This is a genomic window from Bacteroidales bacterium (assembly GCA_016707785.1).
In the GTDB taxonomy this organism is placed as follows: Bacteria; Bacteroidota; Bacteroidia; order Bacteroidales; family UBA4417; genus UBA4417.
Genome location: JADJGZ010000021.1, coordinates 37604 through 53678, shown reverse-complemented (window position 1 = coordinate 53678; position 16075 = coordinate 37604). Strand labels below are relative to the sequence as shown.

Sequence of the window (16075 nt, the reverse complement as noted above, 5' to 3'; positions counted from 1 at the left end):
CACCACCAATTGAATCATTTGCATTCAGCGAGGTTCACACGCATAGCCTCTATTCCCTCCTTTTGTCTTGAAACGATAATATAAAGGTATCCATCCTTTTCAAAAGTAGATGGATAACCATATTGCCCGGCTTTATATCGCCCTTCTGAACGCCTGGAGTAAGGTGAATCGGCTATAATAAAGTGACGATCGAATAACTTCCCATCAGTTGAAATGGACAGGACCAACGGGCTTCTTCTCTCCCTTGGAAATGAAACCGGGCAACCAACATAATAATATCTTCCATCATTTAACCTACCGAAATGAAACTTATGGTCATTATCGGGAAAAGTTGTGGCGACAGGTCTTGACCAACTAATTCCATTATCCGCACTCTCTGTCAACCATAAATAACCGGCAAAAGTTATCCCTGCCGATCGTAAAAACATATGAATTATGTTATCCTCTGTTTGATAGAAGGATCCTTCGCAAAGACTCACTGGCAGCTCAATGGCTTTGGAAATCTTCCAGAAACTCCAGGGATTATCACTTACGTTTCCCAATTCCTGTGGATAAAATCCTGATTGCGTCCAACCACTTAATCCCGAATTATCATCAGAAAATGGAAATGTAAAATTTCCACAGATCAGCAACCGGCCATTTTTTAATAATGCAGGAGCATGATTGGGAATAACAGGAAGATTCAAATCTATGGTTTTTCCCCAGATTATTCCATCTGTTGATGTCCTGGCATAAAGACGAGTAGAAGTACGGTTTTTTGTGTACGATCCATAGTAAGCTACCAGACCTTGTTGATTCGTATAGAAGCCGGCAGCTGTGAGAATTTCAGGAATACCATTACTGTCTGTCCCCGGTTCAGCCAGGCTTATGGGAGAAGTCCAATGAATAAAATCATCTGAATAACTGATGCTCACTCTTTGACCCGGGTCATCTTCATCTTTCATGCCATTAGACCAGGTAGCAATAAAACGGCCATTGAAACTGGTGATATATGGATGATGAGAGTACATATATTCATGAACAGGAGAATATATCATTGATCTCTCAATCTGAAGATGTGGATATCTGACAGTGGAATCAAAGCTGCTGACAATGCTTTGTGAAGATGCGGTAAAGGATAACAGCAGCAGGGCAATGGAGAATACAAAAGAATATGGTTTGAAAGCCCCGGGATTAATGAAAGCAGCTATTATTGAGCGATTAACACCAGACATTAAGCAACTGTTTGGTTTACAGGGAATGGGTGCTTACGGTAAGGTATGGCAAACCAAAAGGTAGAACCTTGTCCGGGTTCACTTTCAGCCCACATTGTGCCTCCCAGAAGTCCGACAAACTTATCAGCCACTGTTAAGCCTAACCCCAGGCCACCATATTGCCGTGTCTGGCTTTCATCCAACTGGCGGAAACGTTGAAAAATGATATCCAGTTTATCTTTTGAGAAACCTATTCCTTCATCTTTCACAAAAAATTCTACCATATTTTCAGATCCGAATCTATAACCAATTTCTATAAATCCTTCTGTACTGTATTTTAATGCATTAGCTGCCAGGTTATTCAAGGTGCGGCGAAGCTTATAACCATCGGTATAGATAAAGAAGTCATTGTCCTTATTGCCCTTCATTACTTTCACCTGCAAATATTCCTTTCCTGCATTGTCTTTTTCAAGGTTGATCCAGGTTTGAACCGCACCCAGCAAATCGTTCACTTTTACAGGTTCATCTTCAACATGAGTAATACCCGCTTCAACCTGGGCAATATCAAATATGTCATTCACCAACTCTAACATTGAATCAACATTACGATTAATGACATTCGCATATTTAACCTTTTCTGTGTCAGAAATAGCAGTATTTGCAATCAATCCGCAAAATCCCATTATTGCATGAAGAGGTGTGCGGATTTCATGGGACATATTACATAGAAAAGCAGATTTCAGGCGGTCTGATTCACCGGCTTTTTCACGATTAAAATGCAGTTCATTTTTTACTCTTTCCAGCTCATCAATGAGGTTATCATTCTCTGTAGTAATGCGATGAAAATCAGCATCATGCTTTTTTAATCTGGCAAGTAGCATAAAGATAGCTATAGCCATAATCAGTAACACAATGAGCATTATCCAAGTGAGAATCGAAACGCCTTCCATAAACTGAATTGAAAATTAATTACTTAATGTATTGAAAATTAGATTACAAATTTAGAAAAGAAGAATCAGTTAACCTAATCAGTTATGCAACCAGGCGATGCACACCAATTGGATACTCCTGCATAATCAAGTCCAGTAAGCGATCATAATCCGACTTTCTCGCTACAAAATCAAGATTATTGGTATCAATCAGTAAAACCCTCATCCCTTGCTGCTGTCGTATATAATCAAAATAACCTTCCTGTATCTTCAGCAGGTAACCATCCTGTATATTCTGCTCATAACTCCTGCCCCTGTTCCTTATATTCTCCTGTAACCTTCCGATATTCAGGTACAAGTAAACTAACAGATCAGGTTTTGGCAACGCATTATCAATGATTGCAAACAACCTTGAATACAGTGTAAACTCCTGGTCATTCAGGGTTTTCCTGGCAAATATCAATGACTTATGAATGAAGTAATCCGCTACCGTAAAAGGATGAAACAGATCCTGGACATTCAAGGTATTTTTCAATTGTTGGTATCTATCTGCCAGGAAAGATAATTCAAGTGGAAAAGCATACCGTTCAGGGTCCTCATAAAATTTGGGAAGGAAGGAATTATCTTCAAACTGCTCCAGGATCAACCTGGCATTAAATTGCTCTGCAAGCCGTGTGGACAAGGTAGTCTTCCCTGCTCCAATATTCCCTTCAATAGCAATGTATTTATAAGGTGTGTTCATTCAAAGTGTTGTAAACAGATAAGGATATTTGTTTTGTAATCCTGAATTCTTCAATATTTAAACTTAAACTCAGGATGACTTCGGTCCATAAAGCAGGTAACCTGTGTTTGATCATCACATTCCTGCATTAATTCACTTATAGTCTTTCTCAATACAGGATGAAAGTGCCCGGGTGCAATTTCAGCCAAAGGGATCAGTACAAACTTCCTGATATGCAGCCTTGGATGGGGTAATTGAATGAATTCTCTTTCAATAACCTGATCATCATAAAGGAGAATATCGAGATCAATCAATCGGGAGGCATAACCTCCCTGTAGCCTTACCCTGCCCATCTCTTTTTCAATGCTCAGCAAAACTTCGAGCAATTGCTCAGGGCCAAGGATTGACTCTATCTCCACTGCCATATTCAGAAACTGCTGGTCTGATATAAACCCCCACGGTTCTGTTTCATAAACAGATGAAACTGAAATCACCCTGCCCACCAGTGCCTCCAATTTTCCCAATGCACTGCCTAATGCACCGAGCCTGTCGCCCTTGTTACTCCCTAAGGATAGAAATACTCTAGACATCCCGACCGTAAAATCCAAAGGTACAATTTGAATCCAAATGTCAATTGTGGCTTGCTGAATTTTGAAGTGTAAGTTTTCAACAATGCCGAAATTCTTTTTTCACCATACCGACCAGATTTTGTAACTTCGTATTGATGATGACGTCTACTTAAGTTAAAAACTATACACTATGAGAGAATTCTTTAAATTCACTTTTGCTTCCATGCTAGGTTTCATTTTGGCCAGCCTGGTAGCCTTTTTGCTCTTTTTTGCCATTATTGCTTCAGCCATTTCGTTTACAAAGAAAGAAACTGTTGTTGTAAAAGACAATACGATTCTTCTGCTTGCACTTGATAATGAGATATCTGACAGGGCACCTGAAAACCCATTTGCATCTTTCGATTTCAATTCCATGAGCAGCACAAAAGGAATGGGATTGAATGACATTCTTGAAGCACTGCAAAATGCATCCAAAGATTCAAACATTAAAGGTATATACCTGGACCTTTCCATCATTCCAACGGGAATGGCTACGGTGGAAGAAATCCGTAATGCGCTGATTGAATTTAAAAAATCAGGAAAATTCATTGTCAGCTATGCTGAAATGTACACTCAGAAATCATATTACCTGGCTAGTGTTTCAGATAAAATTTACCTGAATCCGGCAGGAAGTTTAGAATTAAAAGGCCTCTCCGGTGATGTTGTCTTCTTCAAGGGAATGCTTGAAAAGCTTGATATTGAAGCTCAAATCATTCGTCATGGAAAATTCAAGAGCGCTGTAGAGCCTTTTATGCTGGATAAGATGAGTGATGCAAGCAAAGAGCAGACACTTACCTATGTTTCAGCCATCTGGAACCAAATGCTAAAAGGGATTTCTGAGAGCCGCAAAATCGGAACCGACCAGCTAAATACAATTGCCGACAAGTTTTTATGCCAGAGTCCACAGGATGCTGTTCAGCTTAAACTGGTGGACAAACTTATGTATAAGGATGAACTACTTGAAGAATTAAAAGGACGGGTTGGAAGTGCTTCCATCAAAGATCTCAATCTGCTCAAATTTTCTAAATATGCTGATAGTCCAATGAATGAAGGTGAAGGCTCTTCATCCTCCAACAAAATTGCTGTGATCTATGCCGCCGGAAATATTATCTCTGGGGAAGGCGATGAAGGCTCCATTGGATCAGAGAGGATCTCTAAAGCAATCAGGAAGGCAAGGCTTGATGATAAAGTGAAAGCTATTGTCCTGAGAGTGAATTCTCCCGGAGGAAGCGCCCTTGCTTCAGATGTCATCTGGAGAGAAGTAACTTTATCAAAAAAGGTGAAACCAGTCGTAGTATCAATGGGCGACCTGGCTGCTTCCGGAGGATACTATATCGCTTGTGGTGCTTCTAAAGTATATGCCAGCCCTACTACCCTTACGGGCTCAATCGGGGTTTTTGGGATCATTCCAAACACCCAGAAGTTTTTCAACAATAAACTTGGGATCACCTTCGATGGGGTAAAGACTAACACATATGCTGATTACATTCCACTAAACAGGCCCATGTCTGAAGATGAAAAGAAGTTCATTACAAAGGAAATTGAAGATATCTACTCGACTTTTATTTCACATGTAGCTGAAGGCCGCAAAATGAATGTTGCAGGTGTTGACAGTATCGGTCAGGGTAGAGTATGGAGTGGAACCGATGCAAAAAGGCTTGGATTAATTGATGAATTCGGTGGACTGAATGACGCAATAAAAGCCGCTGCAACACTGGCAAATCTGAAAGATTATAAGACCATGGAACTACCGTTTGTGAAAGATCCATTCACCAGGATCATGGAAGCCTTCAATGGCGACAACACATCTGTTCTAATGAAACAGCAGCTGGGTCCTGCCTATAACTACCTGGAATACCTAAAAAATATGAGCCAGATAAAAGGTGTACAAGCCCTGATGCCTTATGATATCAGTATTCGATAGTAGTCAAAAGCTATAAATGGAAGAGGCTGTCTCAGGATTTTTGAGACAGCCTCTTATCTTTTTATAATAGAATATGCTACCAAAAGCGATAACCATACCATGTACCTACATCATAATTTCCATCGGTTGAAACCCAAACCATTCCATTAGCCGTTGAAAGAGAAAACATATAGTCTCCCTGGTTCACTTTAAATGTCTTAATATACTTGCCTTTCAAATCAAAAGCCAAAATTAGCTGTTCATAAGAATTCCAGAGATAAATATGCTTTTTATCAATTGCTATGGCGACACTTTGATCAGGAGCATGGGGGGCAAGATTTAAGCCTGAGATTTTTTTCTTGAGTTTTCCTTTCTTAATATCATACATGTAAACCACTCCATCTTCATAGAAACAGAAGTACTTTCCTTTGGCATCAATGGCTGGAGTGCTTTGGCCATCCCTGTCTTCGAAGGTCATCACTTCCACATAGCTACCCATCTTCACATCATTAATTCTGTATATTTTCTTATCATAGGTACTTATGTAAAGCTTCTTATCTGAAGGATTATACATAATACTGCGCATATCAAGGGGAAATGAATAGGAGCCGATTTTCTCCCCGTTAAGACGGAAAATAGATACCTGCCCTTTATCAGCTACTCCACCATTGCAAGTAAAAAGAAATTCGCCATCCGATGCAATATGCATATTATGGGTCAGGGGATCTTCTTTAAAGACAATCTCCGGCATGCTGGTTTGAGCAGTTAGCAAAAAACCAGAAAAAACAAAAAAACTAAAAAGGGTAATGCGCTGAAAGGTTTTCATAGTTGTATTGATAAGTTAGTAATCAGTTGCTTGAAACATAAAAATGTTTGATATGTTCGAATCCATGAAGTAAATATAGGATTTGTATCTAAAATCTGTTTAACTATTCATTTATATGTGAATGTCTGTGTAAATATATAACCAGATTCTGATAACTCTTTCGTCCGGATAATATTTGATTATTTTCTATTTAAGTTCAAAAAAAAACCGGATCCAAACAAGGACCCGGCTTTTACATTAGCTAACGAACATTATTTCGAAAAATCCTGTTCCGCCAGTCGTTTATAGGAATTATACCTCCATTTTGCATTCTGTTCAGCAGCTTCAAATAATTCTATAGCCTGAGCAGGGAATGACTTCATGAGTGAAGTATAACGTACTTCAGATTTGAGGAATTCCTGGAACTTTGTGAAGTCAGGTTCTTTTGAATCAAGCTGGAATGGGTTCTTTCCTTCAGCTTCCAGTGCAGGATTGAAGCGATAATTAGCCCAATAACCGGCCTGAACTGCTTTATCCTGCTGATCCTGAGCTTTATCCATACCTGCATGCAAACCATGATTGATACAGGTTGAATAAGCAATGATCAATGAAGGTCCCGGGTAAGCTTCGGCTTCACGCAGAGCTTTAAGGAATTGGGTTTGGTTGGCTCCCATAGCAACCTGGGCAACATAAACATAACCATAGCTCATAGCCATCATTCCCAGGTCTTTTTTACGAACTCTCTTGCCTGAAGCAGCAAACTTCGCAACAGCTCCTACCGGAGTTGATTTCGAAGCCTGACCCCCTGTATTTGAATAGACTTCAGTGTCAAGAACAAGCACGTTTACATCTTCACCTGATGCCAGCACATGATCCAATCCACCGTAACCAATATCATAGGCCCAACCATCTCCGCCAAACATCCATACCGATTTCTTGATGAAATACTGTTTCAATGCACTGATCTCTTTGCATAAATCATCATTTTCCTTCTCCAGTAAAGGAAGAACTTTTGCTGAGGCTTCTTTTGAACCGGTTGGATTCTCCATGTTTTCAATCCACTCACGACAAGCATTCTTCAATTCTTCATTATAGCCGCCTTCAATTATCTTACTCATTCGTTCAGCAATGCGGGTACGAAGTTTACCAACACCAAGTGCCATACCTAGTCCGTACTCAGCATTATCTTCAAATAGTGAGTTAGCCCAGGCCGGACCACATCCATCCGCATTTACAGTATAAGGAGTTGAAGGAGCTGAACCACCATAAATGGAAGAACAACCTGTTGCATTTGCAACCATCATCCTGTCACCATAAAGCTGGGTGATTAATTTGATATAGGGAGTTTCACCACAACCGGCACAAGCTCCGGAGAACTCAAATAAAGGCTGGGCAAACTGACTATTTTTAACATTCTGGTCTTTAGGAGCAATGGTATCCTTATAAGTTACATTTGAAGCTACATACTCCCAATTACTGATTTCGTGTTTCTGGGAATCCAGTGGCTTCATTACTAATGCTTTAACCTTGGCAGGACAAACATCAGCACAATTTCCACAACCTGTGCAATCCAATGGGCTAACCTGGATACGGAACTGTAAACCGTCGAAGGTCTTTGGAATAGCTTTTAATGTTGCGGTATCTGCAGGGAATCCCTTCAACTCCTCTTCATTAAGCAGGAATGGACGAATAGCAGCGTGAGGACAAACAAATGCGCATTGATTACACTGAATACAGTTACCTGAAACCCATTCAGGTACATTGACAGCGATGCCTCGTTTTTCGAAAGCGGTAGTTCCGGCAGGGAAAGTACCATCTTCACGTCCGAGGAAAGCGCTAACAGGCAGGTCGTCACCTTTCATTGTATTGATAGGTTCAACCACATTCTTTATGAAGTCCGGAATATTCCTGGTATCCTTCGTTTCAGCTACCTTAATATTTTTCCATTCGGCTGGGATGGCAACCTTTTCTACTTCAGCTCCCATTTCAATTGCTTCGATATTCATCTTGACAATTTCTTCTCCCTTACGGCCAAAAGATTTCTTAACAGCATTCTTCATTTCAGTAAGCGCTGTTTCATAAGGAATCACACCGGAAATTTTGAAGAAAGAAGCCTGGGTAATGGTATTGGTCCTGTTTCCAAGCCCGATTTCTTCAGCAATCTTAGTAGCATTAATGATGTAGAAGTTAATTTCATTTTCTGCCAGGTATTTCTTCATATGATCCGGCAGTCGGTTCTTGGTTTCTTCTCCATCCCATATACTGTTCAGAAGGAATGTCCCTCCTTTTTTAAGGCCCTTGAGCAAATCGTACCTGGTGAGATAAGCAGGAACGTGACAAGCTACAAAGTCAGGTGTATTAACGAGATAAGGTGAACGAATTGGATGATCTCCGAAACGAAGGTGAGAAGTAGTAACCCCTCCGGATTTCTTTGAATCATATGCGAAATAAGCCTGTGCATATTTATCTGTGGAATCACCGATAATTTTAATGGAATTCTTGTTAGCTCCAACAGTTCCATCAGAACCAATACCATAGAACTTAGCCTGGAAAGTTCCTTTATCAGCCAGGTCAATTTCAGGCATCTGGGGTAAAGAAGTAAATGTTACATCATCAACAATCCCTAATGTGAAATGATTCTTTGGTTCATTCATCTTCAGGTTATTGAAAACGGAGATGATCATGGCTGGAGTTGTATCTTTCGAACTTAAGCCATAGCGACCGCCAATAATCATTGGGCGATTTTCACTTTCATAGAATACTTCCTTGATGTCAAGGAAGAGTGGATCTCCGGTTGCCCCTGGTTCCTTGGTACGGTCAAGAACACAAATCCTTTTGACCCCTTTGGGCATTACATTGAACAAGTATTTTGGAGAGAATGGACGATAGAGGTGAACGCTGATCAGTCCCAATTTTTCTCCCTTAGCATTCAGATGATCAATAACTTCCTTAATGGTTTCAGTGATTGAACCCATAGCAACAATCACATTCTCAGCATCTTTAGCACCGTAATAAGTGAAAGGATGATACTCGCGACCGGTTGCTTTGGAAATTTCCTGCATATATTCTTCAACAATATCAGGAACCTTCATATAAAAAGGATTTGCGGCTTCCCGACTTTGGAAATATATGTCTGGATTCTGAGCAGTGCCCCTGGTAACAGGATGTTCCGGATTAAGTGCTCTGTCGCGGAATGCCTTTAATGATTTCCAATCGATCAGTTTGGCCATGTCTTCAGTAGAAGGATATTCTACTTTCTGAATTTCATGAGAGGTGCGGAAACCATCAAAGAAATGCACGAAAGGAACCCTTGAACGAATAGAGGCAAGATGTGCTACACCAGCAATATCCATAATTTCCTGAACGCTACCGGTTGCCAGCATGGCGAAACCTGTCTGGCGTGCAGAATAAACATCACTATGGTCTCCAAAAATTGAAAGGGCTTGTGCGGCAAGACTTCTGGCCGAAACATGAAAAACACCTGGCAATAGTTCACCAGCCATTTTATACATGTTGGGTATCATTAATAGTAAGCCCTGGGATGCAGTGAAAGTGCTGGTTAAAGCACCAGCTTGTAATGAACCATGCACAGCTCCGGAGGCACCGCCTTCACTCTGCATTTCAACAACGCGAACGGTTTCACCAAAAATATTCTTTTTCCCGTTTGCTGACCATTCATCAACATATTCAGCCATAGTGGATGAAGGCGTGATGGGATAAATTGCTGCTACTTCACTAAACATATAGGCAATATGCGCTGCTGCATAGTTACCGTCGCAGGTCAGGAATTTGTTCTTACTCGTCATATGATAGAGTTTAATGTTAACTTCGAAAAATATTTTATGAAGTATTCTTTTTTTGCGGTGCAAAATTACTTATTTAAAGTTTATTGAATGGGAAATAAGGGATTAATTCCACTCAAATCGACTTATTTAAATTGATTTTAGATTGTGCAGTATTTAACCCACCAATACTTTAAAATTTGTCAACCTGTCTCCTCAAAAATTGTTAATTCTCAGGTATTACAAATCCTTCATATGAAATTATTACTACCTTTCGGGTTTGAAATTACTTTCATCAACCAGAAATCAATTCATTTTAACTTATTAATAAACAGGAGGATATAAAAATGACTGACCTTTCGACCACATATTTGGGTCTGAAGTTAAAGAACCCAATTATTGCCGGTGCCAGCAGTATGTCAAGTGACATCCATCAGCTTAAAAAGCTGGAAGAAGCCGGTGCTTCAGCAATTGTTTATAAGACCTTATTCGAAGAACAGATCCACCTGGAGAGCGCTCAGATGGATGACGCAATGGGTTCATTCAATGAAATGAATGCCGAAATGATCAGCCTTCACCCGAAGTTACAACATGCCGGTGCCGAAGTTCATCTTGTAAATTTCAGAAAAGCAAAAGAAAACCTTTCCATTCCATTAATTGCCAGTCTGAACTGCCTAGAGGATGAAACCTGGGTTGAATATGCCCGGCTTCTCGAAAAAGCAGGTGCAGATGCCTTAGAACTCAACTTCTTTTATGTTCCAAAAGATTTTGAAACTGATGGCCGTGGAATTGAAGAACACCAGGTTGAACTCATGAGACTGGTAAAGAATAAGGTGACCATTCCGGTGAGTGTTAAATTAAGCTCATTCTATTCCAATCCTCTGCACACAATTTCCCGATTCGATAAAGCCGGCGCAGCAGGAGTAGTCATATTTAACAAACTGTTTGAACCTGAGATCAATACAGAGGAAATCAAACACATTGCTCCTTTTAACCTGAGCCATGAAGGAGACTATCGCCTGTCGTTGCGTTATTCAGGTTTGCTTTACAAGCAGATCTCTGCATCCATCTGTGCCAATTCTGGTATCTATAATGGGAATGATGTAGTAAAAATGCTTCTCGCCGGTGCCGATTGTGTTCAGGTGGTTAGTACCCTCTACAAACACAAAGCTGAATATATTGCTACAATGCTTGAAGATCTTACCAACTGGATGAGTGCAAAAGGATTTGGCAAAATATCTGAATTTAAAGGCAAGCTGTCTAAATCAGAAGTTAAAGATCCATTTATTTATAAAAGGGCACAGTATATTGACCTACTCCTCAGCTCTGAACAATTACTCAAATAAACAGACTGATTATCCGCATCAGAAACCTGTTTTTTTTAATTTTGATATTTATTCTATCAAAATATGAAAAAGACAGGTTTTATTATTTTACAGAGTGTCTTTACACTTTGTCTATTCATTGCAGTGCCATTAACAAAGGTCCATGCACAATTCTATTTCTGGCTTCCACAGCAAGCCCTGACAGATTCTTCTGCCGATAACACCAATCCCTGCCTTGTCAACTATAAGGATAATTTCTGGAATGATCAGATCCTTATATTCTGGGAACGTTCTACAGATACCACATCAACTTCCCTCTATTACCGTGGAATTGAGGATGGAATGCTCACTGAGCCCGTAGAATTGCTTTCAGCTCCAGGGGTGCATTTCCGGCATCCATTGTATATGATCCCTGACTATCAGCCTATTCAGGATACTGCTTTTATTCTCTTCTATGAATCTGATATTTCTGGTCAGAAAGGTATTTATTACATGAAATACAACCTGGATGGTAATTTCTCAGCACCTCAGGAATTATCAATGTTGCCCGGTGATGATCAGAACTTGAGTATATCCAATTCATGGGGGAAATATGTTACCTGGGAAAACCAGGGTAAAATTTTGGTTTCCAGCTTAAATGTATCAAACCTTTCCTTTTATCCACCTGAGGTTCTTGTGGAGGCAAATGGCTCAGATCCTGCCGGAACCGAAGCCAACCTTCTCTATCTTGATACTCCTGATGATTCATCCAATGTTTATTACTTCGAAAGAGAATATCAATCGGGGAATTATCTTTTCACTGGACCTAATGAACTTTATTCCCAGGGACAAAGCAGTGAAATTGAACAATGCAAGGGCTTCAATGAATTCGGTGCATCCAATGGGCTCTATGTTTGGCAAAACAAAATTCCCGGGGAAAAGCTGGGAGTCATGTATGCCGAACTCCATTATTTTGGGCCAGAAATTTTTGAACACAGATCCACACAATTCAATTATCACTCTCCGGATTTGTTCGATTTCCCGATTGTCACAAAATTCCCTTCATTTATCACTTTTGTAACTGATTCATTGGGTAATGATGAAATTATGACAGGATATCCAAATACTATAGGTTTTTATGAAAATCAATCGGAATTTGAGGGACCTGATCGTAATCCGCATTTCTTCTCTTCGGTTGACCAGGGTGTTTTTCAAATCCAGTTATTATGGGAATCATTAAGGGATGGCCATTGGACAATATTCAGAACCCATTACGATATGGTTTTTGGAGGAGAAGAGTATGAGGGAATGGAAATGCTTAAGGCAGTTCCAAATCCTTTTCATGAAACATGTCAGATCATCGTTCCACAAGGAATTCATGAAGGACAGTTAGATATTTATAATTCAAACGGCGTTATTATAAAAAGTTTTTCAATCCCTTCAGGAGGTCTGACCTCCTATACTATTGAATGGGATGGCACTTCAAATAATGGCAACAACGCTTCTCCGGGGCTTTATTTTGCGAAATACCTTGGTGATGAAGGAACCTGTCAAATCAAAATTATGAGAAGTATCAGATAGCTCAATTTTTATCTTGGGAAAAAAAGAAAAGGCCGACGAAACTCGTCGACCTTAAGCAGAGTGATGGAGGAGAATTATCTTTATTTCAGTTTATCAATCAGTCGTGTTGCGTCATCCTGATGAACATTATCAGAATTTTTACTGATCGATACAAACTGTTGATTTGCTTTATCCAATTGATTGCTTTTCAGGTAAGACAGGCCAAGGTACCATTCAGCATGTTCAACATAGAGATTTCCATTGTCGGCAATGATGTGGTTGAAAGCTTTTTCAGCCTGTTCAAAGTTTTCAGTTTCAATACTTGAGATACCGAAGTAGAACCAGCAAGCAATATTATTGTTGTCTTTTTCAAGGATTTTCTGGAATAACCTTGCTGAGAGCTGGTAGTCCTTTTCCTGGAATTTAATAACTGCTTCAACAATATTTGCATCTCCAGCCCTGGTAACATCTACAAGGTTTTCGGAAGAATAATATTGTTTGAAAAGACTATCAGTAGAATTTCCTGATGGCAAGGAGAAATACAAGGTTGAGCCCAATGTTGCCAGAAGAATAAAGGATGCAGCTGCATACCAGAATTTCCTGATTTGAAGTCTTACAACCGGAACATCACGTTGTTCCTTCTTGTTTTCCCTGTATGTAACAAGGAGTTTTTTCCTGAAATCGATAACATCATCCTTTAGAAGGGCATCATCAATTGCTTTGGAGAATCTGAGTTCAGCAGCTAAACCCGGATTGGAAGCAACCTCCCGCTCAAAGTTTTCTCTTTCGGCGGGCAACATTTCGCCGGAAAGAAACTGCTCAACGCTAGCCGAGTGTTTAAAGTTATTCTTCATACCTAAAAAATTTTTGACATCTGGGGTCATTTGCAATTCTCTTCTTCAGTTCTTCCTTACAGAGGTATTTCCTGGTTTTTGCATACTTCTCAGTTTTAAAGCCCATGATCGTTGCAATTTCGCGTAACGGAACATCTTTCATAAATAACCGCAACACTTTTTGACAATCTTCATGTAAAGAGAGGAAATGCAATTGGACTAATCTCTGCATTTCCACCTGCTCGTTTGAAACCTCTTTCAGAATATCAGCCGGTAAATCGAGATATTCTTCTACATCAGTTAATTTATCGAAAATTGCTTTCCTCTTATTTAACTTTTGAAGCCAAAGGTTTCTGCAAACAGAGTACAAAAACGTTTTGAAAGAACTGGTAAGCGTGAGTTGATTTTCACTGATTTTCTTATAGACAATGATCAAACCGTCTTGAAATACATCCTCTGCGTCTTCATCAGAACCAGTATTTTCGTTAACAAGGTATTTTATCAATGGAAAAAATTCCCTGTAAACGAAACTGATAATGTAGTCGCTACGCAGTCTTAGTCCTTCAACTATTGCTTCATCAGAGTAGTGGATCATCAGACGAGTATTATCCAGATTTTGAAAAAAGGTAATACGGATTTACAACTTTTTTTTAAACTTTTTTTCATCGAAATACAAACCTTTGTTTTTTAGCTAATTACGATTACTGATTTTTGAAGCTGTATATCACTTTTAAGAGTTAATAGCATTAATAGAAAAAGGAAATAATATATTGAACAAATTTTTTCATCAGAGCGAAAGAAATACACCTATTATACTGTTGCAATTTCAATTTCTGAATTTTGAGTATCTGAATGCAATGGCATTAATAACTCTGAACTGATACCGCTTCGTAAATTCATTGACTTCAATATAAAAAAAATGACAAAATGTATTACCTTTTATTGATTAGTGGATAAAGGTAATAAACAGGCCAGAGAAATACAATCTATTAGACTGAAAAGAGGGGACGGCAGATTTAGTTGAATGAGTTGAAAAATCAAGCACACTATATTACAAGGATTCCAAACAAGCAATCTATTATAGAAAACAAGCAATTACCCTAAAACAAAAAAAACATGAAAAATTTACTGTCCATACTGCTCGCGATCTTTATTGGTCAGATTGTACAAGCCGGTACTGTATCAGGAACTTGTCTTTACCATGGTGATTCTACCAGGCCGATTAATCAGGCTGTTGTTACCCTGAAAAACCTGGAGAGTAACCAAATCTCTTCATTTACTACTGGACCTGACGGAAATTATCTTTTTACAAATATTCAGGCTGGCACCTACCAGATTATTGGTACAAAAAACAGTCCTGGTGTTGGTGTTAATATGGTTGATGCCACCCTGGTGTTATTCCATATCCTTGGATTTTACCCATTTGATGATATCCAGACCCTTGCTGCTGATGTTACCGGAAACGGAACTATCAGTCTGGCTGACTATAATCTTATCGTCAGGCATATTGTTAGAGGGACTGCTTTCCCAATTGGTGAGTGGGTGTTCTTGAATGAAATAATTGAAGTCACCGATTTAAAAGACTCCAGACCCGGTGGCCTGACAGGTTCCTCATCAGGTGATGTTGGCGGCGTATTCGTACCCGGAACAAGAGACCTGGAAGCTTATCCAATGGCTATGTCAGAATCATTAAAAGTAACTGCCAATGAGCCATTCACCGTATCAATCAGAACAAATGATGCACTGACCTTAAGCGGAGCCGGACTCTTTGTAAACTATCCTTCTGAAATTGTTACCATCGAATCCATTGAATTCCCTGTAGAAGGTTATGAATATGAGATTGATGGCAACCGCATCAGCCTGGTATGGAACGACCTCAATGGTGGAACATTACAACTCGAAGAAGGCTCAAGCCTCATCACTTTCCATTGCAGAACCAATGCCAACTTTGCAGAGGGTATGAGTGCTAAATTTACTCTGAATGGAAATTCAAGTCTTGTAAGCAATACCTACACTGAAATCAAGGATGCCAAATTACAGGCTCCAATTATTGAATACTCGATGCCAGCTCTTAAGCTGAGCAACTACCCCAATCCTTTTACAACATCCACCACATTGGCATACTACTTGCCAAATTCCGGCGACGTCAACATTGCAATTTTTGATTACAATGGACGTCAGATAAGGGAATACAAAATTGGCGAGGTTGCACAAGGATACCACTCACTCACTATTGAAGGAAGCGGATTGACCCCCGGAAGCTACTTCTGCAAGCTGAGCTTGTCAGGCAGCAACACACAAACGATCAGACTATTGAAAACAAATTAATCTAAGATCTTTTGACAATAAAAGGGGACAATTATGTCCCCTTTTTTGTCTAAAGTTTTTAAACAAATAAAGGTATATTTGCAAATAGTAAACAGTTTCAAATTATACT

General features: G+C 39.6%; 10 protein-coding genes and 1 pseudogene. 4 read left to right on the top strand and 7 right to left on the bottom strand.

The genetic code is table 11. The features are described from left to right. Positions 1 to 14 precede the first annotated feature (14 nt). The 3 genes and pseudogenes from IPH84_12810 to folK form a co-directional block, all read right to left on the bottom strand. The gene (locus IPH84_12810) at positions 15 to 1214 is read right to left on the bottom strand and encodes an exo-alpha-sialidase (protein MBK7174085.1); all 1200 of its coding nucleotides are present in this window, start codon (positions 1212 to 1214) and stop codon (positions 15 to 17) included. Further along, the gene (locus IPH84_12805; protein MBK7174084.1) at positions 1214 to 2092 is read right to left on the bottom strand and encodes a hypothetical protein; all 879 of its coding nucleotides are present in this window, start codon (positions 2090 to 2092) and stop codon (positions 1214 to 1216) included. Before IPH84_12805 ends, IPH84_12810 begins: the two co-directional genes overlap by 1 nt. A 133-nt stretch (positions 2093 to 2225) precedes the next feature. Then, positions 2226 to 3433: pseudogene (folK, locus tag IPH84_12800) on the bottom strand (2-amino-4-hydroxy-6-hydroxymethyldihydropteridine diphosphokinase). Positions 3434 to 3602: 169 nt separating this feature from the next. Between folK and sppA the strand changes: the two are divergent. Next, entirely contained in the window at positions 3603 to 5375 is a 1773-nt protein-coding gene (gene sppA, locus IPH84_12795; GenBank protein MBK7174083.1) for a signal peptide peptidase SppA, read from the top strand. Positions 5376 to 5451: 76 nt separating this feature from the next. Here the strand turns inward: sppA and IPH84_12790 are convergent, their stop codons facing one another. Then, the gene (locus IPH84_12790; protein MBK7174082.1) at positions 5452 to 6180 is read right to left on the bottom strand and encodes a hypothetical protein; all 729 of its coding nucleotides are present in this window, start codon (positions 6178 to 6180) and stop codon (positions 5452 to 5454) included. A gap of 251 nt (positions 6181 to 6431) precedes the next feature. Next, on the bottom strand, positions 6432 to 9965 hold the full coding sequence (gene nifJ, locus IPH84_12785) for a pyruvate:ferredoxin (flavodoxin) oxidoreductase (protein MBK7174081.1): 3534 nt from the start codon (positions 9963 to 9965) through the stop codon (positions 6432 to 6434). A gap of 323 nt (positions 9966 to 10288) precedes the next feature. On the opposite strand from nifJ, the gene IPH84_12780 reads away from it, so the two are divergent. Together IPH84_12780 and IPH84_12775 are read left to right on the top strand one after the other, a co-directional pair. After that, positions 10289 to 11287, top strand: coding sequence for a dihydroorotate dehydrogenase-like protein (locus tag IPH84_12780; protein ID MBK7174080.1), 999 nt, complete (start codon positions 10289 to 10291; stop codon positions 11285 to 11287). Between the two features lie 63 nt (positions 11288 to 11350). Further along, positions 11351 to 12826: a hypothetical protein gene (locus IPH84_12775; GenBank protein ID MBK7174079.1), complete on the top strand. Its 1476-nt coding sequence runs from the start codon at positions 11351 to 11353 to the stop codon at positions 12824 to 12826. Between the two features lie 80 nt (positions 12827 to 12906). Here IPH84_12775 and IPH84_12770 read toward each other — a convergent pair whose 3' ends face one another. After that, positions 12907 to 13659, bottom strand: a complete 753-nt coding sequence (locus IPH84_12770; protein MBK7174078.1) for a hypothetical protein — start codon at positions 13657 to 13659, stop codon at positions 12907 to 12909. Then, positions 13649 to 14233 (bottom strand): sigma-70 family RNA polymerase sigma factor, encoded by a 585-nt coding sequence (locus tag IPH84_12765; protein ID MBK7174077.1) that lies wholly within the window; start codon positions 14231 to 14233, stop codon positions 13649 to 13651. The genes IPH84_12770 and IPH84_12765 overlap by 11 nt, the downstream gene beginning before the upstream one ends. 521 nt (positions 14234 to 14754) lie before the next feature. Here IPH84_12765 and IPH84_12760 point away from each other — a divergent pair. Next, positions 14755 to 15966 (top strand): T9SS type A sorting domain-containing protein, encoded by a 1212-nt coding sequence (locus tag IPH84_12760; protein ID MBK7174076.1) that lies wholly within the window; start codon positions 14755 to 14757, stop codon positions 15964 to 15966. The last annotated feature ends 109 nt before the right edge of the window (positions 15967 to 16075 follow it).

Excerpts from the sequence above, each read along its gene's own strand:
- IPH84_12770 (MBK7174078.1), bottom strand. The coding sequence starts at position 13,659 with ATGAAGAATAACTTTAAACACTCGGCTAGCGTTGAGCAGTTTCTTTCC.
- IPH84_12760 (MBK7174076.1), top strand. The coding sequence starts at position 14,755 with ATGAAAAATTTACTGTCCATACTGCTCGCGATCTTTATTGGTCAGATT.
- sppA (MBK7174083.1), top strand. The coding sequence starts at position 3,603 with ATGAGAGAATTCTTTAAATTCACTTTTGCTTCCATGCTAGGTTTCATT.
- IPH84_12790 (MBK7174082.1), bottom strand. The coding sequence starts at position 6,180 with ATGAAAACCTTTCAGCGCATTACCCTTTTTAGTTTTTTTGTTTTTTCT.
- IPH84_12810 (MBK7174085.1), bottom strand. The coding sequence starts at position 1,214 with ATGTCTGGTGTTAATCGCTCAATAATAGCTGCTTTCATTAATCCCGGG.
- IPH84_12780 (MBK7174080.1), top strand. The coding sequence starts at position 10,289 with ATGACTGACCTTTCGACCACATATTTGGGTCTGAAGTTAAAGAACCCA.
- IPH84_12805 (MBK7174084.1), bottom strand. The coding sequence starts at position 2,092 with ATGGCTATAGCTATCTTTATGCTACTTGCCAGATTAAAAAAGCATGAT.
- nifJ (MBK7174081.1), bottom strand. The coding sequence starts at position 9,965 with ATGACGAGTAAGAACAAATTCCTGACCTGCGACGGTAACTATGCAGCA.
- IPH84_12765 (MBK7174077.1), bottom strand. The coding sequence starts at position 14,233 with ATGATCCACTACTCTGATGAAGCAATAGTTGAAGGACTAAGACTGCGT.
- IPH84_12775 (MBK7174079.1), top strand. The coding sequence starts at position 11,351 with ATGAAAAAGACAGGTTTTATTATTTTACAGAGTGTCTTTACACTTTGT.